This window comes from Bradyrhizobium sp. SZCCHNRI20481 (assembly GCF_032485055.1).
In the GTDB taxonomy this organism is placed as follows: Bacteria; Pseudomonadota; Alphaproteobacteria; order Rhizobiales; family Xanthobacteraceae; genus Bradyrhizobium.
In genome coordinates, this window is sequence record NZ_JAUEUE010000012.1 from 29,231 (window position 1) to 54,636 (window position 25,406).

Annotated in this window: 26 protein-coding genes and 1 riboswitch; of the genes, 8 read left to right on the top strand and 18 right to left on the bottom strand. The window is 67.9% G+C overall.

The window, feature by feature from the left end; genetic code table 11:
• The first annotated feature begins 5 nt into the window (after positions 1 to 5).
• On the top strand, positions 6 to 1,136 hold the full coding sequence (locus tag QX132_RS20090; RefSeq protein WP_316162602.1) for a cobalt-precorrin-5B (C(1))-methyltransferase: 1,131 nt from the start codon (positions 6 to 8) through the stop codon (positions 1,134 to 1,136).
• On the opposite strand, the gene cobM is transcribed toward QX132_RS20090, so the two are convergent.
• The 3 genes from cobM to cbiE are packed head-to-tail and all read right to left on the bottom strand — an operon-like array spanning position 1,106 to position 3,500.
• The gene (gene cobM / locus QX132_RS20095; RefSeq protein WP_315777618.1) at positions 1,106 to 1,867 is read right to left on the bottom strand and encodes a precorrin-4 C(11)-methyltransferase; all 762 of its coding nucleotides are present in this window, start codon (positions 1,865 to 1,867) and stop codon (positions 1,106 to 1,108) included. The two genes, QX132_RS20090 and cobM, sit on opposite strands and share 31 nt — an antisense overlap.
• Positions 1,864 to 2,268, bottom strand: a complete 405-nt coding sequence (locus QX132_RS20100) for a cobalamin biosynthesis protein (RefSeq protein WP_315739759.1) — start codon at positions 2,266 to 2,268, stop codon at positions 1,864 to 1,866. The genes cobM and QX132_RS20100 overlap by 4 nt, the downstream gene beginning before the upstream one ends.
• A complete protein-coding gene (gene cbiE, locus QX132_RS20105) occupies positions 2,265 to 3,500 on the bottom strand; it encodes a precorrin-6y C5,15-methyltransferase (decarboxylating) subunit CbiE (protein WP_316162604.1) in 1,236 nt (411 codons plus the stop codon). The genes QX132_RS20100 and cbiE overlap by 4 nt, the downstream gene beginning before the upstream one ends.
• Positions 3,501 to 3,514: 14 nt before the next feature.
• Between cbiE and QX132_RS20110 the strand changes: the two genes are divergently transcribed.
• Positions 3,515 to 4,288 (top strand): cobalt-precorrin-6A reductase, encoded by a 774-nt coding sequence (locus QX132_RS20110; protein WP_316162606.1) that lies wholly within the window; start codon positions 3,515 to 3,517, stop codon positions 4,286 to 4,288.
• On the opposite strand, the gene cobJ is transcribed toward QX132_RS20110, so the two are convergent.
• From cobJ to QX132_RS20150, 8 genes are read right to left on the bottom strand one after another with little or no spacing between them, the layout of a single operon-like run.
• Positions 4,252 to 5,019 (bottom strand): precorrin-3B C(17)-methyltransferase, encoded by a 768-nt coding sequence (cobJ, locus tag QX132_RS20115; RefSeq protein ID WP_316162608.1) that lies wholly within the window; start codon positions 5,017 to 5,019, stop codon positions 4,252 to 4,254. The genes QX132_RS20110 and cobJ overlap by 37 nt on opposite strands.
• Entirely contained in the window at positions 5,016 to 5,774 is a 759-nt protein-coding gene (locus tag QX132_RS20120) for a precorrin-2 C(20)-methyltransferase (RefSeq protein WP_316162610.1), read from the bottom strand. Before QX132_RS20120 ends, cobJ begins: the two co-directional genes overlap by 4 nt.
• Entirely contained in the window at positions 5,771 to 6,403 is a 633-nt protein-coding gene (locus QX132_RS20125; RefSeq protein ID WP_316162612.1) for a precorrin-8X methylmutase, read from the bottom strand. Before QX132_RS20125 ends, QX132_RS20120 begins: the two co-directional genes overlap by 4 nt.
• Entirely contained in the window at positions 6,396 to 7,670 is a 1,275-nt protein-coding gene (gene cobG, locus QX132_RS20130) for a precorrin-3B synthase (RefSeq protein ID WP_316162614.1), read from the bottom strand. Before cobG ends, QX132_RS20125 begins: the two co-directional genes overlap by 8 nt.
• Positions 7,667 to 11,089 (bottom strand): cobaltochelatase subunit CobN, encoded by a 3,423-nt coding sequence (gene cobN, locus QX132_RS20135; RefSeq protein WP_316162615.1) that lies wholly within the window; start codon positions 11,087 to 11,089, stop codon positions 7,667 to 7,669. The genes cobG and cobN overlap by 4 nt, the downstream gene beginning before the upstream one ends.
• Positions 11,090 to 11,098: 9 nt before the next feature.
• Positions 11,099 to 12,136, bottom strand: a complete 1,038-nt coding sequence (gene cobW / locus QX132_RS20140; protein WP_315799163.1) for a cobalamin biosynthesis protein CobW — start codon at positions 12,134 to 12,136, stop codon at positions 11,099 to 11,101.
• A 19-nt stretch (positions 12,137 to 12,155) separates the two neighbouring features.
• Positions 12,156 to 12,551, bottom strand: coding sequence for a DUF1636 domain-containing protein (locus QX132_RS20145; RefSeq protein WP_316162617.1), 396 nt, complete (start codon positions 12,549 to 12,551; stop codon positions 12,156 to 12,158).
• 3 nt (positions 12,552 to 12,554) lie between these two features.
• Positions 12,555 to 13,187, bottom strand: a complete 633-nt coding sequence (locus tag QX132_RS20150; RefSeq protein WP_316162619.1) for a HupE/UreJ family protein — start codon at positions 13,185 to 13,187, stop codon at positions 12,555 to 12,557.
• Between the two features lie 118 nt (positions 13,188 to 13,305).
• Positions 13,306 to 13,499, bottom strand: a riboswitch (cobalamin riboswitch).
• Positions 13,500 to 13,534: 35 nt separating this feature from the next.
• Here QX132_RS20150 and cobU point away from each other — a divergent pair.
• The 3 genes from cobU to QX132_RS20165 are packed head-to-tail and all read left to right on the top strand — an operon-like array spanning position 13,535 to position 16,194.
• A complete protein-coding gene (gene cobU / locus QX132_RS20155; protein ID WP_316162621.1) occupies positions 13,535 to 14,071 on the top strand; it encodes a bifunctional adenosylcobinamide kinase/adenosylcobinamide-phosphate guanylyltransferase in 537 nt (178 codons plus the stop codon).
• A 16-nt stretch (positions 14,072 to 14,087) separates the two neighbouring features.
• Positions 14,088 to 14,696 (top strand): cob(I)yrinic acid a,c-diamide adenosyltransferase, encoded by a 609-nt coding sequence (cobO, locus tag QX132_RS20160; protein WP_315777605.1) that lies wholly within the window; start codon positions 14,088 to 14,090, stop codon positions 14,694 to 14,696.
• 4 nt (positions 14,697 to 14,700) lie between these two features.
• Positions 14,701 to 16,194, top strand: coding sequence for a cobyric acid synthase (locus QX132_RS20165; RefSeq protein WP_316162623.1), 1,494 nt, complete (start codon positions 14,701 to 14,703; stop codon positions 16,192 to 16,194).
• On the opposite strand, the gene cbiB is transcribed toward QX132_RS20165, so the two are convergent.
• Positions 16,181 to 17,152: an adenosylcobinamide-phosphate synthase CbiB gene (cbiB, locus tag QX132_RS20170; RefSeq protein WP_316162625.1), complete on the bottom strand. Its 972-nt coding sequence runs from the start codon at positions 17,150 to 17,152 to the stop codon at positions 16,181 to 16,183. The two genes, QX132_RS20165 and cbiB, sit on opposite strands and share 14 nt — an antisense overlap.
• 22 nt (positions 17,153 to 17,174) lie before the next feature.
• Between cbiB and cobD the strand changes: the two genes are divergently transcribed.
• Positions 17,175 to 18,206: a threonine-phosphate decarboxylase CobD gene (gene cobD, locus QX132_RS20175; protein WP_316162627.1), complete on the top strand. Its 1,032-nt coding sequence runs from the start codon at positions 17,175 to 17,177 to the stop codon at positions 18,204 to 18,206.
• Here cobD and cobS read toward each other — a convergent pair.
• The 3 genes from cobS to cobT are packed head-to-tail and all read right to left on the bottom strand — an operon-like array spanning position 18,203 to position 20,567.
• Positions 18,203 to 18,922 carry an adenosylcobinamide-GDP ribazoletransferase gene (cobS, locus tag QX132_RS20180; protein WP_315739776.1) on the bottom strand — a complete coding sequence of 240 codons (720 nt, stop codon included), beginning with the start codon at positions 18,920 to 18,922 and terminating at the stop codon, positions 18,203 to 18,205. The genes cobD and cobS overlap by 4 nt on opposite strands.
• Positions 18,919 to 19,512, bottom strand: a complete 594-nt coding sequence (locus QX132_RS20185; protein WP_316162629.1) for a histidine phosphatase family protein — start codon at positions 19,510 to 19,512, stop codon at positions 18,919 to 18,921. The genes cobS and QX132_RS20185 overlap by 4 nt, the downstream gene beginning before the upstream one ends.
• Entirely contained in the window at positions 19,512 to 20,567 is a 1,056-nt protein-coding gene (gene cobT / locus QX132_RS20190; RefSeq protein WP_316162787.1) for a nicotinate-nucleotide--dimethylbenzimidazole phosphoribosyltransferase, read from the bottom strand. Before cobT ends, QX132_RS20185 begins: the two co-directional genes overlap by 1 nt.
• A 143-nt stretch (positions 20,568 to 20,710) precedes the next feature.
• Between cobT and QX132_RS20195 the strand changes: the two genes are divergently transcribed.
• Together QX132_RS20195 and QX132_RS20200 are read left to right on the top strand one after the other, a co-directional pair.
• Positions 20,711 to 23,068, top strand: coding sequence for an Orn/Lys/Arg decarboxylase N-terminal domain-containing protein (locus tag QX132_RS20195; protein WP_316162631.1), 2,358 nt, complete (start codon positions 20,711 to 20,713; stop codon positions 23,066 to 23,068).
• Between the two features lie 8 nt (positions 23,069 to 23,076).
• Positions 23,077 to 23,649: an N-acetyltransferase family protein gene (locus tag QX132_RS20200; RefSeq protein ID WP_316162632.1), complete on the top strand. Its 573-nt coding sequence runs from the start codon at positions 23,077 to 23,079 to the stop codon at positions 23,647 to 23,649.
• A gap of 8 nt (positions 23,650 to 23,657) precedes the next feature.
• Here the strand turns inward: QX132_RS20200 and QX132_RS20205 are convergent, their stop codons facing one another.
• The 3 genes from QX132_RS20205 to QX132_RS20215 form a co-directional block, all read right to left on the bottom strand.
• A complete protein-coding gene (locus QX132_RS20205) occupies positions 23,658 to 23,870 on the bottom strand; it encodes a hypothetical protein (RefSeq protein WP_315739782.1) in 213 nt (70 codons plus the stop codon).
• Positions 23,871 to 24,139: 269 nt separating this feature from the next.
• On the bottom strand, positions 24,140 to 24,268 hold the full coding sequence (locus tag QX132_RS20210) for a hypothetical protein (RefSeq protein ID WP_315739783.1): 129 nt from the start codon (positions 24,266 to 24,268) through the stop codon (positions 24,140 to 24,142).
• 33 nt (positions 24,269 to 24,301) lie between these two features.
• The gene (locus QX132_RS20215; RefSeq protein ID WP_316162633.1) at positions 24,302 to 25,351 is read right to left on the bottom strand and encodes a hydroxyacid dehydrogenase; all 1,050 of its coding nucleotides are present in this window, start codon (positions 25,349 to 25,351) and stop codon (positions 24,302 to 24,304) included.
• Positions 25,352 to 25,406: the final 55 nt, after the last annotated feature.

Here is a 25,406-nt window from a genome sequence, read left to right on the forward strand (position 1 = left end):
CGGACATGATGGAAACCGCGGATCCGCCGAACCGACCGCTGAAGCGTGGCTGGACGACCGGCAGCTGCGCCACGGCCGCGGCGCGCGCCGCCTACGAGCTGCTGATCACGGGCAACTGTCCTGCCATGGTCGAGATCGCCCTGCCCGGCGGACGTCGTGTCGGCTTTGCGGTCGCGATGCACGAGGCCGACGGCGCGAAGGCAACCGCCGGCGTCATCAAGGACGCCGGCGACGATCCTGACGTCACGCACGGTGCGCTGGTCAAAGCGACTCTGCGGCGCGGTGCAGACAACTCCGGCATGACGTTCCGCGCAGGTCCGGGCGTCGGCACCGTGACGCGCCCGGGGTTGCCGCTGCCGCCGGGAGAACCTGCGATCAATCCGGTGCCGCGGGAGATGATCGCGGCGGCGATCGGCGAAGCCGCCGCAGCGCTCGGCGCGACGGGCGACGTCATCATCGAGATCTCCATTCCTGGCGGCGAGGAGCTTGCCAAGAAGACGCTGAACCCGCGCCTCGGCATCGTCGGCGGCCTGTCGATCCTCGGCACCACGGGAATCGTCGTGCCGTTCAGTTGCGCCGCCTGGATCCACTCCATTTATCGTGGCATCGACGTCGCGCGCGCCGCCGGCCTGCCGCACATCGCCGGCGCGACGGGAAGCACGTCGGAGAAGGCCGTGCAGCAGCTCCACAGCCTGCCGGAGACGGCGCTGATCGACATGGGCGATTTCGCCGGCGGCATGCTGAAATATCTGCGCCGGCATCCGGTGGCCCGCATCACCGTGGCCGGCGGCTTCGCCAAGATGACCAAGCTCGGCCAGGGCCTGCTCGACCTGCATTCGCGCGCCGGCGAAGTCGATCTCGGCTGGCTCGCGAACACGTTGCATGACGCCGGCGCGCCGGACGCGTTGGTCACGACCGCGCGCACCGCCAACACCGCGCTGCAGGTGCTTCAGGAGGCCGAGCGGCTCGGATTTCCGGCCGGCGAGGTCGTCGCGCACGCCGCCTGGCAGACGGCGCGGCGTGCGCTGAGCGACAACGACATTGCGCTCGATGTCGCCGTGTTCGACCGCGATGGCCGGCTCGTCGGACAGAGTTACGGGCCGGCTCATTCGCCCCTCCCGCGGAAGCGTCGCTGATAATCGGCATCATACAGCGCGCTATTGCGAAAATCCTCAGCTGCGAGCGCGCGGCCCACCAGGATCAGCGCGGTCCGCTCCACGGCGGAAGTCGTGATCTGCCCGACGATCGTCGCCAGCGTGCCGGTCAGGATCAACTGATCCGGCCAGCTCGCGCGATAGACGATCGCCACCGGACAGTCGTCGCCGTAGTGCGGCCGCAGCTCCTCGACGACTTTATCGAGAACGTGGATCGAGAGATGGATGGCGAGCGTGGCGCGCGACTGCGCGAACAGCGAGAGCTGTTCCGTCTCGGGCATGGCCGAAGCGCGGCCGGAGGTACGCGTGAGCACCACCGATTGTGCGAGTCCCGGCAAGGTCAGCTCGCGACCGAGCGCGGCCGCCGCCGCCGCGAACGACGGCACGCCGGGTGTGATCGTGTAGGGTATCCTCAACGCGTCGAGGCGCCGCAGCTGTTCGCCGAGCGCGCTCCAGATCGAGAGATCGCCGGAATGCAGCCGCGCCACATCTTCGCCCGCGAGCGTGGCACGCTCGATCTCGGCCACGATCTCGTCGAGCGACATCGGTGCGGTATCGACGATACGCGCACCGGGCGGACAATGATCGAGCAGCGCCTGAGGAACCAGCGAGCCCGCATAGAGACACACCGGGCAGCGCGCGATCAGGTCGCGACCACGCAAGGTGATCAGGTCGGCGGCACCGGGACCGGCGCCGATGAAGTGCACCGTCATGGCGCAGGCTCCGCATCGGTGACAGCCTCGCCCTCCGCCAGCGCGCAGGTCGCCGCGGCGTTTGCGACGCGCGCGAGGATCAGCCGGGCATTCGCGCCGGCGGCAGCCAGCGCGGCCGTCTCGGCCACCGAAGGTACACCCTTCAAGCGCCTCACGCGATCGCTTCGCGTGATCGCGCGGTCGGCGACAGCCGTCATCGCTGCAGAGGCAATTCCGAGCAGCGGACGGCCAAGCCGCTGCGCGGCGCAGATCACGCCAGGCTCGCTGACCTTGTCGGCCGCAGTGGCGAGCACCGCCACGTCCGCGGGTGCGAGGCGCGCAAGCGAGAGCGCATGTGCAATCACCGCCTCGATGTCTGCGACGCTGGCGGCACGGCGGCAGCCAATCCCGAGCGCGATCATGGCTTCGTCACCCGCCACTGCGTGATCGGCATGGCCTGCCGCCAGCCATGCATGCGACCGACCGGTTCGATCCGCGAAACGGCGATGCGGATCAGTTCACCGCCATGCTTGCCGAACAACTCGATCAGCCGCGCCTCGCCTTCGAGCGACACCACGTTGGCGACGAGGCGGCCGCCGGGTTTCAGCCGCGACCAGACGGCTTCGAACACCCCCGCTTCCGAAATGCCGCCGCCGATGAAGACCGCATCCGGCGTCTCGAGATCCGCCAGCACCGCCGGCGCGCGCCCCATCACCAGCTTCAGCTCGGGAGCGCCGAGCGCCAGCGCGTTGCGCATCGCCCGGTCGGCCCGGTCCTGCCGCGCCTCGATGCCGATCACGCGCAACGAGCCATGACGCAGCAGCCACTCGATTGCCACCGAACCCGAGCCCAGCCCGACGTCCCACAGCAGTTCGCCTGGACGTGGCGCCAGGGCCGACAACGTCACGGCGCGGACCTCGCGCTTGGTCAACTGGCCGTCATGCTCGAATAGGTCATCGGCAAGACCGGCGGTCAGCGGGATCACGGGCGCATCAACCTCTGCGTCAACCTCGATCGCGATCGTGGTCAACGGATGGATATCGGAAAGATCGAACGCGTCAGCCAGCGCGCTTCGCACCCGTTCGTGCGCGCCGCCGATCGCTTCCAGCACCGTCAGGCGCGAGCGTCCCATGCGGCGTGAGGTCAGCAGCGCGGCGAGCCTTGGGGCGGTGGATCCATCCCAGGCCAGCGCCAGAATGCGCGCCCCCGGCGCAAGATGGCGGATGATCCCTTCGAGCGCGCGGCCGTGCAACGTCACCTGCGCCACGTCCTGCAGCGGCCAGCCGAGCCGCGCCGCCGCGAGGCTGAAGGCCGAGGGCTGCGGGACGCACAGCATCTCGGCGGACGCGAAACGCTGCATGAGCTGCTTGCCGACGCCGTAGTTGAAAGGATCGCCGCTTGCGAGAACCACGACGGGCTCTCCCCGTCGCGCCGCGATCTGATCGAACGCAAGCTTCAGCGGGCTGGGCCAGGCCAGCCGTTCGCCCGCAATCAGCGGCGCTGCAAGCTCGAGATGACGGGTGCCGCCGACCACGAGGGCCGCCTGCGCAATGAGACGTCGCGCAGGCGTCGAGAGGCCGTCAACGCCGTCCTCGCCAATCCCGACGATGGACAGCCAGCGCTGCGCGTTGCAAGTTGCGGCCGAGTTCACCATGGACCCTGCCCCGCATGCGCATCCTCATTCTCGGCGGGACGACCGAGGCTTCGGAGCTGGCGAAGCTGCTCGCCGGCGACGACCGGTTCGCAGCGACGCTCTCGCTCGCCGGCCGCACCGCTTCGCCCAAACCGCAGCCGCTGCCGACGCGCATCGGCGGCTTCGGCGGCATCGCCGGACTGGAAGCCTGGCTGCGGGATCATGCGATCGACGCCGTCATCGATGCCACGCATCCCTACGCCGACCAGATCTCGCGCCATGCCGTCGCAGCCTGCCATGCGCTGTCGGTGCCGCTGGCGTCGATCCGGCGCGCGGCCTGGCAACGTCAGGCCGGCGACCGCTGGATCGAGGTCGACAGTGCCGACGACGCGGCTTCGGCGCTCGGAGCCGATCCGGCGCGTGTGTTCCTCAGCCTTGGTCGCCTGGAGCTCGCAGCCTTCGGGGCAGCCCCGCAGCATCACTATGTCGCCCGAACCATCGATCCGCCTGGTGACGTCCTGCTGCCCTCCGACATTCGCTTCGTCCATGATCGGGGGCCGTTCGACGAGCCGACAGAGGAAGCCTTTCTGATCCAGGAGCGCATCGCCTTCGTGGTGTCGAAAAACTCCGGCGGAGCCGCGACCTACCCGAAGATCGCAGCCGCGCGACGGCTCGCGATTCCGGTGGTGATGATCACCCGCCCCGTGAAGCCGCATGGCGTCGCGCTGGACGGCGCGCGGGCCGCGTTGCTGTGGCTGGAGGCGCAGCTCGCTCATGCGCCGCCCTCGACTTCACGACGCAGCGTATAGACGAAGGGCGGCTGGCGCCCGCGCGCGATCAGGCGCGTGGCCGTCGATCCGATCAGCACGAGCGTGCGCATGTCCGCCCTGTCGGGATCCACCTCGCCCAGCGTGGTGATGATCTGTCTGACATCACCACTGCCCGCGGCCCGCACCAGGATGACGATAGTCGAAGCCGGCTTGATCTGCCGCAGCAGCGCGAACGCCTCGCCCAGCTGATGCGGGCGCGCCTTGGACAGCGGATTATACAGCGCGATGACGAAATCAGCTGCAGCGGCCGCCTCCAGGCGGCGGCGGATGGTCGTCCAGCTCTTGAGATTGTCAGACAGCGAGATCGCACAGAAGTCGCCACCGAGCGGCGCCCCGACCTCGGCCGCGGCTGCCAGCATGGCCGTGACACCAGGCTCGACACGGATGTCGAGGTCGCGCCAGGCCGCCGGTCCCGCCTCGACCGCTTCGAACACCGCTGCGGCCATCGCGAAGACGCCGGGATCACCGCCCGACACCACCGCGACCTGCTTGCCGTCGCTTGCGAGCCCGAGTGCGTGGCGGGCGCGGTCGAGCTCGACGCGATTGTCGCTGGCGTGCCGGATCTGGCCCGGACTCGTCGTGGTCACTCTGTCGAGATACGGTCCATAACCGATCAGATCGGTCGCGCGAGCGATGGCGGCCGAGGCGGCCGGCGTGATCAGTTCGGCTCGCCCCGGGCCGACGCCGACGATGGTCAGCGTGCCCGTCATAGCCGTCGCCCCTGTCCGGGGATCAGGATCATCGAGAAATAGGGGCCGCGCTCCAGCTCCACCTCGGCCAGGGGCGCGACACGCTGCGCCTCCATCGTGCCGCGCTCGACATAGAGCGCGCGATCGAGCAAGCCGGCGCTGATGATCGCGCGCTTCACCTTGGTGAGGTTGCGCCCGACCTTCATGATGACGGCGGCCTCACAACGCGTCAGCCGGTCATGCAGGACGTCCTCGCCCAGCGTGCCCGGCAGCACGGAGAGGACGTCGTCGCCCCAGGTGATTGGAACATTGGCCTTGGTCCAGCAGCCGGACATGCCGGTTACGCCCGGGACGACCTCGACCGGATGATCGCGCTCGAGCCGCCGCCACATATGCATGAACGAGCCGTAGAAGAACGGGTCGCCTTCGGATAGCAGACCGACCGATCGCCCCGCCGCCAGATGCGCGGTGATGCTGTCCGACGCACGTCGGTAGAAGTCGGCGATCTGGGACTGATAGAACAGGTCGGCAACGGGCAATTCCTCCGTGACCGGATATTCGAGCCGCAGCTCGTGCCGGCCCGATTCCATCAACGGCGCCACGATCCGTCGCGCGTTGCCTTCCATGCCGCGCTTGGCAAAGAACGCCACCACGTCGACGGACCGAACCAGACCAGCGGCGCGCAAGGTCAGATAGCGAACGTCGCCCGGACCGACGCCGATGCCGTACAGCGTACCCGGATCGGCCGAGCCCGCGATGGTGTCGAGCAGGCTCATTCGACGTCGCTCGCGATCGCATTCACCGCCGCGACCGCCATGGCGCTGCCGCCCTTGCGACCCCTCACGATCAGATAGGGCACACGGCCGTCCACCGCGAGCGCCTCCTTGGATTCCCGGGCTCCGACGAACCCAACGGCCGTTCCGATCACCGCAGCCGGTCGCGGCGCGCCCTGATCGAGCATGTCGAGCAGATGAAACAGCGACGTCGGCGCGTTGCCGATCGCCACCAGCGCGCCGCCGAGATGCGGCCGCCACAGCTCCAGCGCTGCCGCGGACCGCGTCGTGCCGAGCTGCTCCGCAAGCGCCGGCACGGCGGGAGCATCGAGCGTGCAGATGATCTCGTTCCTCGCCGGCAGCCGCGCCCGCGTGATCCCCTGCGCCACCATCTTGGCGTCGCACAGGATTGGCGCGCCACGATCGAGCGCCGCCCGCGCTTCGGCGGCGAAGTGTTCGGACATGGCGATGTCGGAGGTGATCTCGACCATGCCGCAGGCATGGATGATGCGCACGGCGATCTTCTCTTCCAGTCCGTGGAAGCGCGACAGATCGGCCTCGGCGCGGATGGTCGCGAACGAACGGCGATAGATCTCCGCCCCGTCCTTGATGTAGTCGCGCAGCTCAGACATCGGCCTTTTCTTTCGTTTCGAACAGCCCGTCGACGTCGGTCTCAGTGGGATCGAGCATGCCGCAGGATTCGCTCTTCACCGTGCCGTTGCGGACGATGTGATAACCTTCGCCCTCGCCGACCAGCACGACGTCCGCGGCTGCCGAGCGTGCGCAGCCCTTGGCGCAGCCGGAGACGTGCAGCGTGCCGTTGAATCCGGTCCGGGCCATCGCATCCGCGAGCACGCGGGCATGCTGTCGCGTCGCCAGTCCGGTCGATGGACAGCAGCCGGCGCCCGAGCAGGCGTCGATGCGCATCAATGGATCGGCATCGTCGACGACCAGGCCGAGCCGGGCGGCATCCGCCACCAGTTGCTCCGCGGTCACGGCGCCCGCGGCGACATACAGCGCACGCCATGGTGACAGGCGGACCTCGGCAACATCGTGTGCCGCGAGCATGGCCGCAAGCCGCGCCAGCGTGCCGCTATCGATGCGGCCGAATGGCACGCCGAGACCGACGGCGCAGGTTTGATCCGTCAGGGCAATGATGCCGCAACGTCGCTGCGAAATGGTTGCTGACGCCGTCGCGACGGCGTTTGAAACATCGAGGCCCAGTTCAGCGCGGATGGCAGCGCTCGCTTGCGGCTGCAACGTCGCGGAACGTCGCGTCGGGCTGTGTTGCAGCACCAGCCGCGCGAGGTGAACGGCCGTCGACGCCGCGTCGGTCACGGCTGCCGTTCCCAGCCACACATAGTCGTTCGAACCGGCAATGCCGACGGCGATCCGCCTTGCCTCGGTGCCACCACAGGCGACGAGACGAATATCCGCGGCGAGCCCGGTCAGCGGCAGCCTGCCGCCGCCATCCAGCGCAAAGCCGAACTTGGGCGGCAGCGCATGGAGCGCCTGATCCGAGGCCAGCAGCGTCTCCAGCTCGGCAGCGACGGGACGCATGTCGACCCATTCGGCCGGGTCGAGTCCCGCCAGCGGATTGACGACGATGTTGCGGATGGCCTCGAGCTCGGCGCTGTCATCGAGCAGGCCGAGCGATGCCATCAGCTCCCACAGCGGCGCGAGCGTCTCGGACGATACGCCACGTATTTGCAGATTGGCGCGGCGCGTGAGGTCGATCTGGCCGTTGCCGTAGCGCCGAGCGGCCTCGGCAAGCTCGCGCAGCGCCGACACCGGCAACGCGCCGCCATGCGGCCGGACACGAACGATGAGGCCGTCGCCGCTCGGCATCGGCCGCCGCGCGCCCGGGCACCAGCCCTTGATCTCGACCGAGGCGGTCATGACGCGCTCTCCGCTTGCGTCAGGCGCGTGCGCGCATGCGCAAGCTCATCGGCGACGGCATTTCGGCGTGGCACCCACAGCTGCCGTCGCAGCGCGTCTTCGAATCGCGCCACGATCGCGGCGACGGCCGCGGGATTGCGTGCGGTCATGCCGTCCAGCACGGCCTCGTCACGCAGCAGCGCCCCATGCGCCAGATCGAACAGGTGCTCGGCAACGGTGTCGGAGGTGGCCGCAAAGGCGTAGAGCGCGTCGACGCCCTGCGCGATCTCGGCGACGCCGCGATAGCCATGCGCAAGCATTCCCGCAATCCAGCGCGGATTGGTGAGACGGCCGCGCACCACGCGGGCAATCTCCTCGCTGAAGCTCCGCGCCGCCGGCGCCTCCGGACGGCTGGTGTCGAGATGCAGCAGCGTCGGCGACGCGCCGAGCGACGCTGCAGCGGCTGCGAAGCCTCCGGCAAAGTCGGCGGCCTCCTCGCCATCGAGCAGGTCGCGCTCACGATCGTCCTGCGGATGCACGAGGGCGTCGGCACTGCGGACGCGGGCGCGGAACGTGTCGGAAGCAGACGCGCCGTCATGCGTCCCGCCAAAGCTATAAGCGGCGCTCTCGAGATACGCCTCGCCGAGCTGCCACCGGCTCGTCCAGTCCATTCCGAGCGCAAGGTCGGCGGCAACGGCACCGTAGCTGCCAGGCGCCCCGCCGAACACGCGCGCGAGGCTCTCGCCGCGCCGCCGTGCCGCGGCCAGCGGATTGTCGGCATCGTCCTCGTCGAGAGACGCCACTTTCTGCACGGCGAGATCGAACAGCGCGATCTGCGCTTCGAACAGGTCGCGAAACAGCCCCGAGATCCGCAGCGTCGCATCGATGCGCGGGCGGTCGAGCATCGCCAACGGCAGTACGTCGACGCCGGTGACACGATTGGAGTTCAGGTCCCAGCGCGGCCGCACGCCCAGATAAGCCAAGGCCTGGGCCAGATCGTCACCGCCCGTGCGCAGCGATGCGGACGCCCAGAGATCGAGCATGAGCGCGCGCGGGTAGTCACCATGATCCTGCAAATAGCGCCGGATCACCTCGTCAGCCGCGCGTACGCCGACCACAGCGGCGGTCCGGGTCGGGATCGCACGCGGGTCGATCGCGGTGAGATTGCGCCCCGTGGGCAACACGTCGAGCCGGCCGCGGCTCGGCGCGCCGGCGGGACCGGCAGCGACGCGGCGACCGTCGAGTGCCGCGAGCAACGCGCTACCTTCGGCTGCAGCGCTCGCGGCGATCCGTGCGGCGATGTCGGCGCGATCGACCGTCGCGGCCGCCGGCCCCATGGCCGCCGTGATCGCGTCCGCAAGCAGGCCGGTCGCCGCCGTGTCGGGCGCTTCCCCGAACACATGCAGGCGGTCGCGCACCGCGAGCTCCTTGATGTCGCAGAGCTGCGCATCGAGCTGTGCGATCGCCTCGCGTCCGGTCATTGCGCGGTCGAGCCCGCAATCGGCGGCCAGGCCGCTCTGCCAGGCCCGCGCGACAATCTCGTCCTCAAGGAGTCCGAGCCGGCGTTTGTCGAGGCCATCCGCCTCGGCATATTCCTCGACCAGCCCCTCCAACTCCAGCAACGGTCCGTGCAGACCGGCCTGCGACAGCGGCGGCGTCAGATGCCCGAGCGTCAGTGCCGACAACCGCCGCTTGGCCTGCATCGCTTCGCCGGGATTGTTGACGATGAAGGGATAGATCACCGGCAGCGGACCCAGCACGGCCTCCGGCCAGCACGCATTTGACAGCGCCAGCGCCTTGCCCGGCAGCCATTCCAGTGTGCCATGCGCACCGAGATGAATCAGCGCATCGATCCGCTCGGCCTCACGCAGATGCGCATAGAGCGCGACATAGGCGTGCCGCGGAGGCACGCTCGTGTCATGGTAGCCAGACTTGCGATCGGCGCGATTGCCACGATCCGGCTGTAGCAGGATCGATAGTTGTCCGGCGTGCAGCACCGAAAAACGAAAGGCGCCATCTCGAACCGCCGGGTCGGCTTCCGCCTCTCCCCAATTGTCATGCAAGGCACGCTGCAGATCGTCCGGCAACAGCGCCAGAGCACACCGATAGGCCGCGAGCGGCACGACGAGCTCATCTGCCTCGTCCCGCAGCAGCGCGTCGACATCTTCGGCGGTCGGCGCTGCGCGGCCGATATCGTACCCCGCCTCCGCCAACAGCCGCGCAATGGCGGCTGCGCTTTCGCTGGTGTCGAGACCGACAGCGTAGCCGCGGCGCCCGCCGCGCGCCGGATAGTCGGAGAGCAGCAGCGCCACGCGCCGCTCGCTTGCCGGCAGCGCCCGCAGCCGCGCCCATCGCGCCGCGAGCCGGGCGACGTAAGCGATGCGGTCGTGTCGGGGCACATAGCGCATCGTGCCGAACTGCAGACGCTCATCCGCGGGCGCTTCGCCCTTGAACGCAATCGGGCGCGCCAACAGTCGGCCGTCGAGCTCCGGCAGAACGACATTCATGGCCAGATCCGTCGGCGACAGTCCGCGCGCCGACGAGGCCCAGGCCTCTTCGGTGCTCTGCGCCTGGATGATCTGCAAGACCGGCGCGTCCGCGAGGTCGAGCACCGTGGTGCCGTCGTCGCGCAGCGCCGAGAACGCGGTGGCGTTCAAAATGATCGCAGGACGCCGGCGCTGGACGAGTCGCGCCAGTGCATCCCCGATATTGGGATCCTTCAGGCTGGTCACCGCGACCGCGACTGCCGCCAGCCCTTCACCTTCGAGCGCCCGCATCAGGTCCGCGATCCCTGCCGTATCCGCGGCGAGCAGGCCCGCACGGTAGAACACGATCAACGCGGTGGGCCGCGCATCATCGTGGCCGCAGAGATCATCGATGCCGACGGCTCCGCGATCGGGCATGAAGCCGACGATCGAACCGATCGCGACCGGCTCCGCAAAATGCGCGTCGCGCCCGAGCAGCGTCGCGAGATAGCGCAGGGCCTCGCGCGCATTGCCGACGCCGCCCTCGTGCAGATAGCCGTAGAGACGCGAGGTCGCGTCCTGCGGCAGGGTCGAGAGCGCATCGAGCCTCTCGTCGGCGCGATCATCACCCGGCAGTGCCGCGAACAGGATGTGGCGGCTGCGGCAGACCGATGCGATGCGCTCCAGCCCGTAGCGCCAATAGTCGAGCCCGCCGAGACAGCGCACGACGACGGCGCGCGCGCCCAGCACGACGCGGTCGACATAGAGATCGACCGACATCGGATGCTTCAGCCGTTTCAGGCTCGCGAGGCGCAGGCTCGGCAGCTCATCCGACGACGCGGTCCAGGCCTCGGCCAATGCCGACAAGTCGCTATCCGAGAACGACAGCACGACGATTTCGGCCGGCGACTGCGCAAGATCCACGGCCTGTTCGAGGTCGTCGAGATCCGCGCCCGTTGTCGCCAGCAGGTGCATCGGTCCCGCCTATCCTGTGATCAGGCTCTGGATGGCGGCGGCATCGAGGCCGCGCTCGCCGATGATCACCAGCCGCCCCTGCCGCGATTCGCCGGATCGCCACGGGCGCTCGAACTGATGCTGGATGCGGTTGCCGACGGCCTGCACCAGGAGGCGCAGCGGCTTGCCGGCGACTTCCACGAACCCCTTCACGCGCAATACGTCATGCGCGTCGACGGCGGCCGCGATGCGGTCGACGAGCGCATCGGGCGAAGCCTGCGCCGGAACGTCGAGCACGAAACTCTCGAAATCGTCGTGGTCGTGCTCGGCCTCGTTGTCGTGATGTGACGGTCGGGCCGCGAGATCGTCCTCCGCTGCGGCACCGAGCCCGAGCAGAATTGAAGCCGACAGCCTGCCGTGCTCCGTCGCGATCACCTTGACGGCACGCTGCACCTTCGCCGTGATCTCGGCCGCGACATCCTTGCGCTGCTCCTCGCTCATCAGGTCGCTCTTGTTCATCACAACGAGATCGGCGCACAGCAGCTGGTCCTCGTAGACCTCCTCCAGCGGGTTGTCGTGATCGAGTGAAGCATCACTGGCGCGCTGCGCGGCGAGCGCTTCGGGATCGTCGGCGAAGCGTCCCGCGACCACCGCCGGGCCGTCGACGACCGCCACCACACCGTCGACGGTGACGCGCGTCGCGATCTCCGGCCAGTTGAAGGCCTGCACCAGCGGCTTCGGCAGCGCGAGCCCCGAGGTCTCGATCACGATATGCTCGGGCGGCTCCTTCTGATCCAGCAGGCTCCTGAGCGCGGGCACGAAATCATCGGCAACGGTGCAGCACAGACAGCCGTTCGACAGCTCGACGATGCGATCCTCCGGACAGTCCGGCACGCCGCAGCCTTTCAGGATGTCGCCGTCGATGCCGACATCGCCGAACTCGTTGACGATGATGGCGAGCCGGCGACCGTTCGCGGTCTCGATCAGGTTGCGCACCAGCGTGGTCTTGCCGGCGCCGAGGAAACCGGTGACGATGGTGCAAGGCGTCTTGGCGAACGACTTCGTCATGGCGATACGATCTCTCGTTTCAGCGTGGTGCTGACAGCGCGGGAACGCGCGCAACGGTGTTCTTGCGGATGTATTCGGGACGCTCGCGCCAGGCCGGCAGGCCGGCGTCATGGCGCTGATGCAGCTGCGCGAATGTCAGCACATCCTGAACATGCAGATCCGGATCGAGCGCGCCGAGCACATAGGTCCATTTGCCCGGCGCCGTCACCGCAACCGTGCACGCACGATTGCAGTTCGACAGGCACTCGACGCCGACCACGGTGACACCGGCGCGCTGCGCGGTCGGCAACGTCTCGATCGCGGCGAGCAGACGGGCTCCGGCCCGCGGCTGATCAGGCGGCGCAGCTTCCGTCACCTGCGTGCGGCAGGTGACACAGACGAACAGCGTCGTCTCACCAATCTCCGATGCGGACATCAATCAGCCGATCACGCCGGCTGCGGTCGCCGCGGCGACGCCGCCCACCAGCACGATGGCAGCGCCCGCGAGCCGCAGCGCCAGCGGTGCGGCCGCTTTGGCCTTCGCCGACAGCAGCCTGGTGCCGAGGAACGCGCCGGCGGCGATGAGGGTCTGGATCACGAGCAGACCGACGAGATAGGCCCCGAGCGGGGTGTTCTCGGCCCCAACGATCGATTCACCCAGCGCATATCCATGGACGAGGCCGGTCACGGCGAACAGGCCGGCGACGGGCAGCACGCCGAAACCGCCACGCATCACCACCACCAGACCGACCACGACGGTGGTCAGGCCGACCAGCAGCTCGGCAGCCGGGATGTTGGCCTTGGCCACATGAAGGCCGACGCCCGCGATCATCGCTGTGGTGAAGGCGAGCACCGGCGCGAAGCCGCGGCCCAGAAGCGCTGCAACGATGCCCGCGCCCACGATCGCGGCCAGGTGGTCGATTCCGATGACAGGATGGCCGAGGCCGGACAGCAGGCCCTGCGCAAACGTCTGCGGCAGCTTGCCCCCCATCATGTGATGCGCGAAGGCGGGATCGGCGGCGAGCAGCACCAGGCTCGCGGCTGCAAAGGTGGTGGTACGGGTCAACTTCATGGCCGTCTCCGTCGCTTGCCGGCTCCCCAGAGGACCGGACGATGCGCTGCATCCGACGGCATCCCACCCATCCCGGCGGGATCAGAACCAGCATCGCGACTCCCCGCGCGACGGGTCGGCCAACAGCAATGTCGACGGCAGGTCTCCTGGCTCTCGGGTCACCGCATGAAGCCACCTTCCCGGTTTCCCAGTGGTGCTTTGGCCTCACACTCGCCGATTACAGTTGCGGGGGCAGCCACGGCCTTGGGTCAAGAACCCGCACCGTGTTCCCTAAATCTCTCCTTTCGGAGAACCGTCATCTGTTAGATACGGGTCGCGCCAAAGCCCGTCAATCGGAATCGTCCCCCATGGTCCCCGCCCGCCCGCATCCCGCCCTGCCGCGCCTCACCCTGGTGCTCGGCGGCGCGCGCTCCGGCAAGAGCCGCCATGCAGAGGCGCTCGTGACCGCCCTTCCCGCACCTTGGACCTATGTTGCGACCGCGCAGGCGTTCGACGATGAGATGAAGGACCGAATCGCGCAGCACAAAGCGCGCCGCACCGAGGGATGGCAGACGTTGGAGACCACGCATGATCTTGCAGGCCTGGTCCGTGCACGGGCAAATTCGAGCGCGCCGATGCTGATCGATTGCCTGACGCTGTGGCTCAGCAATGTGATGCTCGCCGACATGAACGTGGCGGCAAGATCAGCCGAGTTGATCGACGCGCTCAGGAACGCGCGTGGCCCGATCGTGGCCGTGTCCAACGAAGTCGGACTCGGCATCGTGCCGGACAATGCGCTTGCCCGCGCCTTCCGTGATGCGCAGGGACGGCTGAACCAGAACGTCGCGGCCGTCGCGGATCGCGTGATCCTGATGGCGGCCGGCCTGCCGCTGACATTGAAGTAACGGGAAGGACATGCCGATGACCGAAAGCGCCGACGATTCACGCCACAAGGCGAAGATGGAGAACCGCAAGGCGGTGCAGGATGCCGAGGTCGCCTCCAAGACCGTCGAGAAGGGCCTGCTGATCGTTCACACCGGCAAGGGCAAGGGCAAATCGACGGCGGCCTGGGGCCTGATGCTGCGCGCACTCGGCCGCGGTTTTCGCATCGGCGTCGTGCAGTTCGGCAAGGGCGCGTGGGAAACCGGCGAGCGCAAGGCGATCGAGCGGTTCGGCGACCAGGTGTCGTGGCACACGCTCGGCGAAGGCTTTACGTGGGAGACGCAAGATCGCGCGCGCGACGTCGCCGCGGCCGAGCGCGCCTGGACGAAGGCTCGGGAATTGCTGGCGGATCCTTCGATCCGGCTGCTCGTTCTCGACGAGCTCAACATCGCGCTGCGCTATGATCACCTTGATATCGCAGATATCGTCGCCACGCTCGCCGCGCGCCGTCCCGATCTGCACGTGGTGGTCACCGGGCGCAACGCCAAGCCGGAGCTGATCGAGGCCGCCGATCTCGTCACCGAGATGAACCTCGTGAAGCATCACTTCGCAGCCGGCGTGAAGGCGCAGGAAGGCATCGAGTACTGAGCTCATGAGCGCGCGCGCCATCATGTTCCAGGGCACCGGCTCCGACGTCGGCAAATCGCTGATCGTCGCGGGGCTCGCGCGCGCGCTGACATTGCGCGGCCTCAAGGTGGCGCCGTTCAAGCCGCAGAACATGTCGAACAACGCCGCCGTCACCGCTGACGGCGGCGAGATCGGCCGTGCCCAGGCGCTGCAGGCGCGCGCGGCGCGGCGGCCGACGACCGTGCACATGAACCCGGTGCTGCTGAAGCCGCAGAGCGAGATCGGGTCGCAGGTCGTGGTCCAGGGTCGCGTCATCGGCAACGCCAAGGCATCCGCCTATCAGGCGATGAAGCCGCAACTGATGGCGGCCGTGCTCGACAGCTTCCATCACCTCGCAGCGGATGCCGACATCGTGCTGGTCGAAGGCGCAGGCTCCGCCTCCGAGATCAACCTGCGCGCGGGCGACATCGCCAACATGGGTTTTGCGCAAGCGACGCAGATTCCGGTGGTGCTGATCGGCGATATCGATCGGGGCGGCGTGATTGCGAGCCTGGTCGGCACCAGGACTGTGATCCCGCCGGACGATGCCGCGCGCGTGGCAGGTTTCCTCGTCAACAAGTTTCGCGGCGATCCGGCCTTGTTTGCGTCGGGCATGAACGAGATCGCGCAGCGGACGGGGTGGACATCGCTCGGGCTCATTCCGCATTTTTCGAATGCGCGCCGCCTGCCAGCGGAGGATGCGCTTGGCCTGGCTGAACGCGGATCATCGGGAGGACAACGGCCGAAGGTCATCATCCTCGCCTACCCGCGCATCTCCAATTTCGACGAGTTCGATCCGTTACGGCTGGAGGACGGAATCGATCTGCAGTTCCTGCGGCCGGGCAAACCCATTCCCGGCGACGCATCGATGGTGATCCTGCCGGGCTCGAAGGCCACGATTGCCGATCTCGCCGCCTTGCGTGAAGTCGGCTGGGACATCGATCTTATCGCGCATCTGCGCCGCGGCGGCCGCGTGCTCGGCATCTGCGGCGGCTATCAGATGCTGGGGCACGTGATCTGCGACCCCGACGGACACGAGGGCACGCCCGAGTCCGTCGCGGGACTTGGCCTGCTCGACGTCGAAACGACATTGACCGATGACAAGGCGTTGCGCGAGGTCCAGGGCACGCTGACGGAAGATCAGCTGTCGTTCCGCGGTTACGAGATGCATATCGGCCGCACTGACGGACCGGCGACACAGAGCCCCTTCCTGACCTTCTCCGACGGCCGTCGCGATGGCGCCATCGCAGCGAACGGCCTGGTTACCGGCTGCTATGTGCATGGCCTGTTCGCCGATGATGGCCTGCGCGCCCATTGGCTGCGCAGCCTCGGCGCAACGACAAGCGGCTTAGCCTATGAGACCGATGTGGACACGACGTTGGATGCACTCGCGGCGCATCTCGAGCGCTACGTCGACGTGGACCGTATCCTGGCATTGGCGAGCAAGCCCGCGCCGCCCGTGGCGGCTACAGGATCCTGACCAGGACGAGTCCTGCGACGACCAGGGCCTGAACCAGACAGGCCAGCCGATACAGCCGCAAGGCCTGCCGGATGTCGGACGCGTCGAGATCGGCGCGCCCGTCGCCCATCCAGGCATCGGTGACCAGATGGCCGTGATAGACGCGCGGCCCCGCCAGGCGCAGTCCGAGCGCACCGGCCATCGCCGCTTCCGGCCAGCCGGCATTGGGCGAACGATGCTTCGACGCATCACGTGCAACGGCTCGCACCGCGGCCGAAGCCGAGGCGCTCGGGATGCAGGCCGCAGCGGCTGCGATCCACAGCGCGGACAGGCGCGAGGCCGGCAAGTTGACGAGATCGTCGAGCCGCGCCGCCGCCCAGCCGAACGCGCGGTGCCGGTCCGAGAGATGACCGATCATGCTGTCCGCGGTGTTGAGAGCCTTGTAGATCAGGATGCCCGGCAGCCCGCCGACGACGAGCCAGAACACGGGCGCGACGACGCCATCGGAGAAGTTTTCTGCCAGGCTCTCGATCGCGGCCCGCGCAACGCCTGCTTCATCCAGCCGATCGGGATCGCGGCCGACGATCATCGAGACGGCTCGGCGGCCGCCCTCGAGCCCCTCCTGCTCCAGTCCCTCTGCAACCGCGGCGACATGCGTGTCGAGACTGCGCTGGGCCAGCAGGCTGCTTGCCGCCACACCAAGGATGATCGTTGCGACCGGCTCGCCCACGGCCGCCTGCATCACCCATGCTGCGGCGAGGCCGATGGTCATCATGCCGGCCACGAGCAGACAGACGAGCCCGACGCCGCGGGCTCGTCGCGCGGCAAAGCCGTCTCCTGCCCCGTTCCAGCGGCGGTCCGCCCATGCTATCAGCGCACCCATCCACATCACGGGATGGCCGATCCGCCGCACCAGGACCTGGGGATAACCGACCGCCGCCTCGACGAGCAGCGCCGTGAGCGCGAGAGAGACGAACATCGATCTCCGCTGAAGGACAGACATGGACGACAGAGCGACTAGCACGGGCGCGGACCAGCCGGAAGCGATCCTTCACGGCGGCGATCTCGCTGCGATCAGCCGTCGCTACCCGGATGCGCCGCGGCCGTGGATCGATCTGTCGACCGGCATCAATCCCGTCGCCTACCCGGTGCCGACCATTCCGCCCGCAAGTTGGGCGCGCTTGCCGGCCCAAGCCGAAGACGACGCGCTGCGCGCAGCGGCTGCTGCGCGCTATGGCGTGGCGGGGCCCGAAATGATCGTTATCGCGCCCGGCACGCAGGCGCTGTTGCAGATCCTGCCGCGGCTGCGCCCACGCTCGAGGGTTGCCGTGCTCGCCCCGACCTACGAGGAGCATGCGCTGTGCTGGCGCCGCTGTGGGCATCGCGTCGGTCTGGTCGATGATGTCGATGCGCTCGCCGATGCTGATGTTGCCGTCGTCGTGAATCCCAACAATCCCACCGGCCGCCTGCTGCCCCGCGATGTGCTGGTCGGATTGGCCGCGACCTTGCGCCGGCGCGACGGCCTGCTGATCGTCGACGAAGCATTCATCGATCTTTGTCCCGCCGACGCCAGCCTCGCAGCCGACCTGCCGCCGGCGACGATCGTGCTGCGCTCGTTCGGCAAGACCTACGGCCTTGCCGGCGTCCGCCTCGGTTTCGCGATCGGCTCCGCTGACGTCGTCCGCCGACTCCGCGACGAGCTCGGGCCTTGGGCCGTATCCGGACCTGCGCTCGCGATCGGAACGACGGCCTTGGCCGACGCTGCTTGGCTGGAGCAGACACGCGCGCGGCTGGCGAACGACTGTCAGCGCATCGACGATCTTCTGAGCAAGGCCGGCTGCGCGGTCATCGGCGGCACGCCGCTGTTCAGGCTGATCACATCGCCGAACGCGCCTGACATCGCCGAGCGGCTCGCCCGGCACGGCATCCACGTCCGGCGCTTTCCGGCTCAGCCGAGCTGGCTGCGCTTCGGCCTGCCGGGCAATGCGTCCGAGTGGCACCGGCTGGCGCCGGCGCTCGGCGATGCCTTCTAACCGAGCACGCAGGCGGCAAGCAGCAGCGTTTCCGTGACCTCGATGCTGGCGCCATGGCAATCGCCGGTGATGCCGCCGAGCCGCCATTGCCAGTAGAACGCGACCGCCGGAACGAGACCAATCGCAACCAGCGTCGGTACCGCGCCGGCGAGCGCACCGATCGCGAGTCCGCCGCCCCAGGCGACGATGACGTTCCAGCCGACGCTGTTGGAGATGCTCGCCCCCAGCCCCGGCTTCAGCGAAAGCAGCGTCTTGTTGCACACCAGCGTTCCCCAGCGCGCCCAGGCCGGGATCAGCACGAGCGCCCAGGCCGTCGGCCCCGTCGCCAGCTCGGCGATCAGCACCAGCTTCGCGGCGATCTGCAGGGATATCGCGACGACAGCGAAGCTGCCGGCGTGGGGATCGCCAAGCACGGCGATGAAGCGCTCCGGCTTGCCATGCGAGGCGCCGAACGCATCGGCGACGTCGCCGAGCCCATCGAGATGCAACGCGCCGGTGATCCCGATCCAGGCGACCAGCACGGTCAGCGCGACGATCCACGGATCGGCATCATGAAAAAGGCGGGCGACCAGCGCCAGACAGGCGCCAATCACCAGTCCGGCTGCCGGAAACCAGACCGACGCCCGCGCCAGATCGTCCGGTCGTAACTCAGCGACCCGCGGTGTCGGCAGCCGTGTCAGGAATTGCAATGCGATCCAGAATTCACGAAGCATCATGGCTGGATGATCTCGACGATTTCGCCCCAAGGTACACCATCATCGCCCTGCCCGGCTTCGAGCGTGATCCGCGTACCAGGGCGAATGCGTAAGCTCCACAGCTGGTGCAGCGGCCAGCCGAGCAGATGCGAGAGCGCTGCGCGTATGGCGCCGCCATGCGCCACCACCAAAACCGGCGCAGGCCCGGACCTGGCAAGAATGCGACGAGTCGCGCGCGATACCCGCGCCTGCAGATCGGCCCAGCTCTCACCGTTCGGCGCCCGGACCGCGGGATCAGCGTGGAAGGCGTGGAGCGCGGCTTCCCCTCCCCGCTCGGCAGCGATGTCACGGCGGCTTCTTCCGTCCCAGCGTCCGAAATCGAGCTCGCTCCAATCCGCATCGATGTCCAGCGCACAGTTGGTCTGCCGGGCATAATCCTCCGCTGCCGCACGTGCGCGCGCCAACGGCGAACTCACGACACTGTGCCAGATCCGGCTTTGCGTCTGCAGCCGGAATTGATCCCAGCCGGGCTCGCTGAGCGGTGGGTCGGTGCGGCCGTCGAGATAGCCGTCCCGTCCTGTCGTCCCGTGCCGCAGCAGATCGATCCGCATCAGGACTTGGCTCCCGAGACCGCGGCCTCCGCAAAGGTGGCCATGCCCCCGTGGAGCGCACAGGCCAGCCGGATGATCGGCAGCGCAGTGGCGGCGCCGGAGGCTTCGCCGAGCCGCAGATCGAGGTCGATCAGGGGACGGGCACCGAGGGCGTCGAGCACGATGGCGTGGCCGCGCTCGGCCGAGCGATGCGAGAACAGCAGCCAAGGCCGGCAGGAGGGATTGAGGCGGACGGCGACCAGCGCCGCGACAGAAACGATGAAGCCGTCGACCAGCACCGGCCAGCGCCGCTGCGCGGCGGCGACGATCGCGCCGGCCATCGCAATGATCTCGAAACCGCCGACGGCGACCAGGACGTCCGCGACGGCCGCTCCCGCCGTGAGCCCGTGTCGCCCCAACGCATCGGCAATCGCCGCAGCCTTCCTGGCCCGTCCGTCGGCGTCGAGCCCGGTGCCGCTGCCGACGATGTCCGCGGGCGCGCATGACAGCAGCGCGGCGGCAATCGCTGCCGCCGATGTCGTGTTGCCGATCCCCATCTCGCCGAAGATCACGAGTTGCGGCGCGTGATCGGCCTGCCGCACCACCGCGCGCCGTCCGGCTTCGGCCGCAAACGCGACCTCCTCCAGCGTCAGCGCCGCCTCGGTGCTGAAGTCGCGCGTGCCGCGCCGCGGCTTGTCGACGACCACGCCGGGCACCGGCTCGCTCGCCAGCGTGCCGACGTCGACCACCTCCAGCGGACAGCCGAGGCTGCGCGACAGCACCGAAATCGCCGCACCGCCGCGGGCGAAGTTGTGAAGCATCTGGACCGTGACTTCGGGCGGATAGGCCGAGACCCCCCGCGCCGCGATGCCGTGGTCGCCTGCGAACAGCACCACCGGCACCCGGTCGGCCCCTGGACGTTCCGACGCCTGCAGCGCGGCTAGATCGACCGCCACCTGCTCCAATCGCCCAAGGGCGCCAAACGGCTTGGTCAACTGGGCCTGGCGTTCCAGCGCTGCCTGCCGATGGAGCTCGGACGGCGCCACACAATCAAGGCTGATCCATTCGGGAAGCACCACGGATCCTTTCAGCGTCACTCGGGTTCGGGACGATTGCCACTGCGAGGCGGCCGAGACAAGCTCCGTGAGGCGCCCTATTGTCATCGAAGCGTCATCGAACGTGACGACAGGTGGCTGCCCACCCAGCCCGAAAGACTCTCATGGAATACTTCCGCCGCTTCACCTTCCTGTTCGCCGCGCCCGTGTTCGAGACCGACGACCTTGCGGGGCTCCGCTTCAACCAGATCATCGAGGAGATCCAGCGCTCGGGCTTCGAGGTGGTGCGCGCCCGCAAGCTGGAGGACGCCGAGATCGCCGTGCAGACGGATGCCGCGATCGGCTGCATGGTCGTCGATTGGGGCAAGAAGGGCCTGGAAGGCAAGACGGCGTCGCTGATCAACCTGATGCGCCGTCGCGGACTGGACTTCCCGATCATCCTCCTGATCCGCCGCAAGCGGTTCGAGGATCTGCCGGTCGAGGTGCTCGATTTCATCGACGGCTACGTGTTCCTGTCGGAAGAGACTCCAGCCTTCATCGCCAAGAACCTGGTCAGCCGGCTGAAGCAATATGCCGAGACACTGAAGACGCCATTCTTCGGCGCGCTGGTCGACTATGCCGAGGAAGGCAACCAGCTCTGGACCTGCCCCGGGCACAATGGCGGCGTGTTCTATAGCCGCAGCCCGATCGGCCGGGTCTTCGTCGAGCATCTCGGCGAGGCCGTGTTCCGCGACGATCTCGACAATTCCGTGCTCGATCTCGGCGATCTCCTGACCCATGAGGGGCCGGCGCTGCGCGCGCAGAAGGAAGCCGCGCAGATCTTCGGCGCCGAGAAGACCTATTTCGTCCTCAACGGTACCTCGACCTCCAACAAGGTCGTGCTCGGGGCCCTGGTCACCGACGGCGACCTCGTGCTGTTCGATCGCAACAACCACAAGGCCGCTCATCACGGCGCGCTGCTGATTTCGGGCGGCGTCCCGATCTACGTCCCAACGGTTCGCAACCCCTGGGGCCTGATCGGCCCGATGCGCTGGGATCTGCTGGACGAAGAGCATCTGCGACAGCAGATCCGCGACAACCCGCTGGTCAAGGACCCCGACGCCTGGCGCAAGGAGCGGCCGTTCCGCGTCGCGGTGGTCGAGCAGTGCACCTATGACGGCACGATCCACAGCGCCGAGATGATCCTGAAGCGGATCGGGCACCTCTGCGACTACATCATGTTCGACGAGGCCTGGGCGGGCTTCATGAAATTCCACCCGCTCTACGCCGGCCGCTTCGCCATGGGCCTCGGCGATCTCGGACCCGACGCCCCCGGCATCATCGCCACGCAATCGACCCACAAGCAGCTCGCGAGCTTCTCCCAGGCCTCGCAGATCCACGTCAAGGACCGCCACATCAAGGGCCAGCGGCGGCGGGTCGAGCATCGCCGCTTCAACGAAAGCTTCATGCAGCACGCCTCGACCTCGCCGTTCTACCCGCTGTTCGCCTCGCTGGACGTCGGCGCGCAGATGATGAAGGGCCGCTCCGGTGAGGTGCTGTGGGACGACACGATCCGGCTCGGAATCGAATTGCGCAAGAAGATCAGGGCGATGCGCCGGGAATTCGAGGAGAAGGAGAAGGATCCGGCGCGGCGCTGGTTCTTCGAGCCGTTCGTGCCGGACCGGGTGTCGATCCCCGATGCGGCCAATCCCGGGGCTAGCCATGACGTGGCCTGGGAGGCGATCTCGACCGACCAGCTCGCAACCGATACCGCGCTGTGGCAGCTCGCGCCGGGCGCGGCATGGCACGGCTTTCCGGACCTCGCCCCTGGCTTCGCGATGACCGATCCGAACAAGCTGACCCTGCTGACCCCGGGCTTCGATCGCGCCACCGGCGGCTATGCCGATCACGGCATCCCGGCTCCGATCGTTGCTCAATATCTGCGCGAGAACCGCATCGTGGCGGAGAAGAACGATCTCAACTCGCTGCTGTTCCTGCTGACGCCGGGGGTCGAGGCGAGCAAGGCGGGAACCCTGATCAGTGGCCTGGTCGCCTTCAAGCGGCTCCACGATGACAACGTGCTTCTGGAGGACGCCATTCCGGAGTTCACCCGCAAGCGCTTTGCGCGTTACGGCAAGCTGCGGCTGCGCGACCTCTGCGGCGAGATGCACCGCTTCTACCGCGACGCCGAAGTGAGCGCGCTGCAGGCAAAGCAGTTTCAGCCGCAGCACATGCCGGAGATCGCGATGTCGCCACGCGAGGCGGCGCGTGCGCTGATGCGCAACGAGGTCGACTACCTGCCGATCGATCGCATCTCCGACCGCATTGCGACGACCCCCTTCGTGGTCTATCCGCCGGGCATCGCCACCATCGTTCCGGGCGAGCGGCTATCCGACCGCGCCCAGCCGATGATCGATTACCTCAAGATGTTCGAGCGGGCGTTCAACGCCTATCCCGGTTTCGAGGTCGAAATACAGGGGCTGTATAAGGAGCTCGACGAGTCCGGCCGGATCCGGCTCCATACCTATGTCTGCGCAGAGTAATTCGAACCATGGACAGCGCGATCACGGCTCGCGACACCGAGCCGCCGGTCCTCGTCAGGCCGTCACGCGACGAGGATGTCGAGGCCATGCTCTCGATCTACCGGCGGCATGTCCGCCGCGGGGTCGAGGACAGCGCCGCCGGTTCCGGGGCGCCCGAGCCGGACGACCTCAAGCAGCGGCGCAAGAATCTGCGAAATCATCGGCTGCCACATCTGGTCGCGACATTCCGCGGCGAAGTCGTGGGCTATGCCTATGTCGTCTTGTTCAGGAAGCGGCCGGCCTACCGGTTCGCGGTCAAGCATTCGATCTATGTCCACCATGAGCATCTCGGCCGTGGTGTCGGCGGGCTGCTGATGCAGGCGCTGATCGATGCTTCCGCCGCGGCCGGATATCGCCAGATGATCGGCTATATCGACGCCGATAATGTCGCCTCGCTCGGCATTCATGAGCGCTTCGGGTTCGTCAGGGTGGGGCTGCTGCCGGGAGTAGCCTACCGTTACGGCCGCTGGTGCGACACCGTGATGGTGCAGCGCTCGCTGGGCCCCGGGGCCAGCGATGCACCGGCTGGGCTGGGCCGCTGAGCCGCAGGTCAGGACGGAAAGTCGGCCGCCTTCACCTCAATGCGGTCGGCATGCAGCGACCAGTCGCGCACCTCCTGCTGTTTACAGAACCTGGACTTTGCGATTTCTGCGGCTTCGCCTTCGCTGTCGGCCTCAACCTCCAACGTGCTCTGGCAAATCTCGCACTGGCGGCCATTCTCGCCCAGCACGTCCTTCATGAAATGGATGACATAGCGCGACATGCAACCTCCTGCCTCTCACGCAGTGCTCGAAGGTGATGTTACCGCGCTTCTCCTCCCGCTGTTCACCGATATCAAGCGGCCGATGCAAATATTTGACGCAGCGGTGGAACCGGCGCTCAGGCGCCCACCGAAGGCAGGCTCGCGGCGGCGATCGCGACGAACTCCGAGACGGCGCGACGGACGCGGCCGTGGGTCGACTTCAGGATGGCGTTCAACCGGCGCATCGGACCAATTTCCCTTCCGCGCCGAGCGAAAAACGTGGCCTAAGCTCATGGCGCCCCTGGAAAAATGATCAGCCACCACTGGGCTGTCGAGACGGCTCCGAAAATAGCAATGTCCGCTTCGCCGAAGCCGCCCTGGAGAGAAGATTTATTGCTGCGTCGCAGCTTGCGACGCATGAAATCTTCTCCCCGCAATCACTTCTCTTCTGGCTACGAGGGCGTCACTCCGAACGCCTCGCGGAAACGAGCGCTGTAGCGCGGCCAGGCCTCGGGATTGATCAGGCGCGGCGGCCGGCCGCCGTCGAGCGCGTTACGCAGTTGCTCGGCCGCGATCCGGCCCATGTTCTGCCGCGCCTCCCGCGTCACGCCGGCGGTGTGCGGGCTCGCCAGCACGTTGTCGAGCTGCAGCAGCGGATGGTCCGGCGGCGGCGGTTCCTTGGCCCAGACGTCGAGCCCGGCGCCGGCGATGCGCTTTTCGCTGAGCGCGGCGAACAGCGCCTCCTCGTCATGGATGAAGCCGCGGGCGGTGGTGACGAAATAGGCGCTAGGCTGCATCAGCGCGAACTCGCGGGCACCGATCATGCCGCGGCTTTCCTTCGTCAGCGGGCAGTTGATCGAGACGAAATCCGAGCGCCGCATCAGGTCCTCGAGTTCCACCTTCTCCGCGCCGCGTGCGGCGATCTCATCGGACGACAGATATGGGTCATAGGCCAGCACCGTCATGCCGAGGATGCCGCGGCACAGCTCGGCAACCCGGCGGCCGACATTGCCAAGCCCGACGATGCCGATCGTCCGTCCCTGCACCTCGTTGCCGATCAAATCGTTGCGGTTGACGTCGCGCTCCCGGCGCAGCCGGCGGTCGGACTGGATGATGCGCTTCGACAGGGTCAGCATCATGCCGAGTGTGTGCTCCGCCACCGAATGGGCGTTGCCGCCGGACTGGTTCACGACGAGGACGCCGGCCTCGGTGCAGGCGTCGACGTCGACCGGGTCGTATCCGGCCCCGTTGCTGGACACGACGAGGAGGTTTGGGGCGCGGCGCAGCAGGTCTGCATCGACGTGGAAGCGCGGCGCGAGCTCGTCGCGGGCCGCCCCGATCTGGTAGGCGTGAGCCGCCGCGAGGATCTGCGCCGTCTCGGCCTCGGAGCTCTCGTTCTCCAGCCGGTCGAGCCGGACGTCGGGGCGCGCGGCGAGCAGCTCGCTGAAGATCGGGTGGGCCAGATATTTGACGTAGAAGACGCGCTTGGAATTCGCGGCCATGAACAGCCGACCTCCTGGTTTCTTGGTTCTTGATTTCGGACTTGAAAGGCGGATG

Bases quoted from the DNA above. Each gene is read 5' to 3' on its own strand.
- QX132_RS20185 (WP_316162629.1), bottom strand. From the start codon at position 19,512: ATGCGGATCGATCTGCTGCGGCACGGGACGACAGGACGGGACGGCTAT.
- cobJ (WP_316162608.1), bottom strand. From the start codon at position 5,019: ATGACGGGCACGCTGACCATCGTCGGCGTCGGCCCGGGGCGAGCCGAA.
- QX132_RS20150 (WP_316162619.1), bottom strand. From the start codon at position 13,187: ATGAAGTTGACCCGTACCACCACCTTTGCAGCCGCGAGCCTGGTGCTG.
- QX132_RS20100 (WP_315739759.1), bottom strand. From the start codon at position 2,268: ATGATCGCGCTCGGGATTGGCTGCCGCCGTGCCGCCAGCGTCGCAGAC.
- QX132_RS20215 (WP_316162633.1), bottom strand. From the start codon at position 25,351: ATGGCCGCGAATTCCAAGCGCGTCTTCTACGTCAAATATCTGGCCCAC.
- QX132_RS20210 (WP_315739783.1), bottom strand. From the start codon at position 24,268: ATGCGTCGCAAGCTGCGACGCAGCAATAAATCTTCTCTCCAGGGCGGC.
- QX132_RS20200 (WP_316162632.1), top strand. From the start codon at position 23,077: ATGGACAGCGCGATCACGGCTCGCGACACCGAGCCGCCGGTCCTCGTC.
- QX132_RS20110 (WP_316162606.1), top strand. From the start codon at position 3,515: ATGCGCATCCTCATTCTCGGCGGGACGACCGAGGCTTCGGAGCTGGCG.
- QX132_RS20090 (WP_316162602.1), top strand. From the start codon at position 6: ATGATGGAAACCGCGGATCCGCCGAACCGACCGCTGAAGCGTGGCTGG.
- cobM (WP_315777618.1), bottom strand. From the start codon at position 1,867: ATGACGGTGCACTTCATCGGCGCCGGTCCCGGTGCCGCCGACCTGATC.
- QX132_RS20120 (WP_316162610.1), bottom strand. From the start codon at position 5,774: ATGAGCCTGCTCGACACCATCGCGGGCTCGGCCGATCCGGGTACGCTG.
- QX132_RS20145 (WP_316162617.1), bottom strand. From the start codon at position 12,551: ATGTCCGCATCGGAGATTGGTGAGACGACGCTGTTCGTCTGTGTCACC.
- QX132_RS20125 (WP_316162612.1), bottom strand. From the start codon at position 6,403: ATGTCTGAGCTGCGCGACTACATCAAGGACGGGGCGGAGATCTATCGC.
- cobN (WP_316162615.1), bottom strand. From the start codon at position 11,089: ATGCACCTGCTGGCGACAACGGGCGCGGATCTCGACGACCTCGAACAG.
- QX132_RS20195 (WP_316162631.1), top strand. From the start codon at position 20,711: ATGGAATACTTCCGCCGCTTCACCTTCCTGTTCGCCGCGCCCGTGTTC.
- cobS (WP_315739776.1), bottom strand. From the start codon at position 18,922: ATGATGCTTCGTGAATTCTGGATCGCATTGCAATTCCTGACACGGCTG.
- cobD (WP_316162627.1), top strand. From the start codon at position 17,175: ATGGACGACAGAGCGACTAGCACGGGCGCGGACCAGCCGGAAGCGATC.
- QX132_RS20205 (WP_315739782.1), bottom strand. From the start codon at position 23,870: ATGTCGCGCTATGTCATCCATTTCATGAAGGACGTGCTGGGCGAGAAT.
- cobW (WP_315799163.1), bottom strand. From the start codon at position 12,136: ATGACGAAGTCGTTCGCCAAGACGCCTTGCACCATCGTCACCGGTTTC.
- cobO (WP_315777605.1), top strand. From the start codon at position 14,088: ATGACCGAAAGCGCCGACGATTCACGCCACAAGGCGAAGATGGAGAAC.
- QX132_RS20165 (WP_316162623.1), top strand. From the start codon at position 14,701: ATGAGCGCGCGCGCCATCATGTTCCAGGGCACCGGCTCCGACGTCGGC.
- cobU (WP_316162621.1), top strand. From the start codon at position 13,535: ATGGTCCCCGCCCGCCCGCATCCCGCCCTGCCGCGCCTCACCCTGGTG.
- cobG (WP_316162614.1), bottom strand. From the start codon at position 7,670: ATGACCGCCTCGGTCGAGATCAAGGGCTGGTGCCCGGGCGCGCGGCGG.
- cbiE (WP_316162604.1), bottom strand. From the start codon at position 3,500: ATGGTGAACTCGGCCGCAACTTGCAACGCGCAGCGCTGGCTGTCCATC.
- cbiB (WP_316162625.1), bottom strand. From the start codon at position 17,152: ATGTTCGTCTCTCTCGCGCTCACGGCGCTGCTCGTCGAGGCGGCGGTC.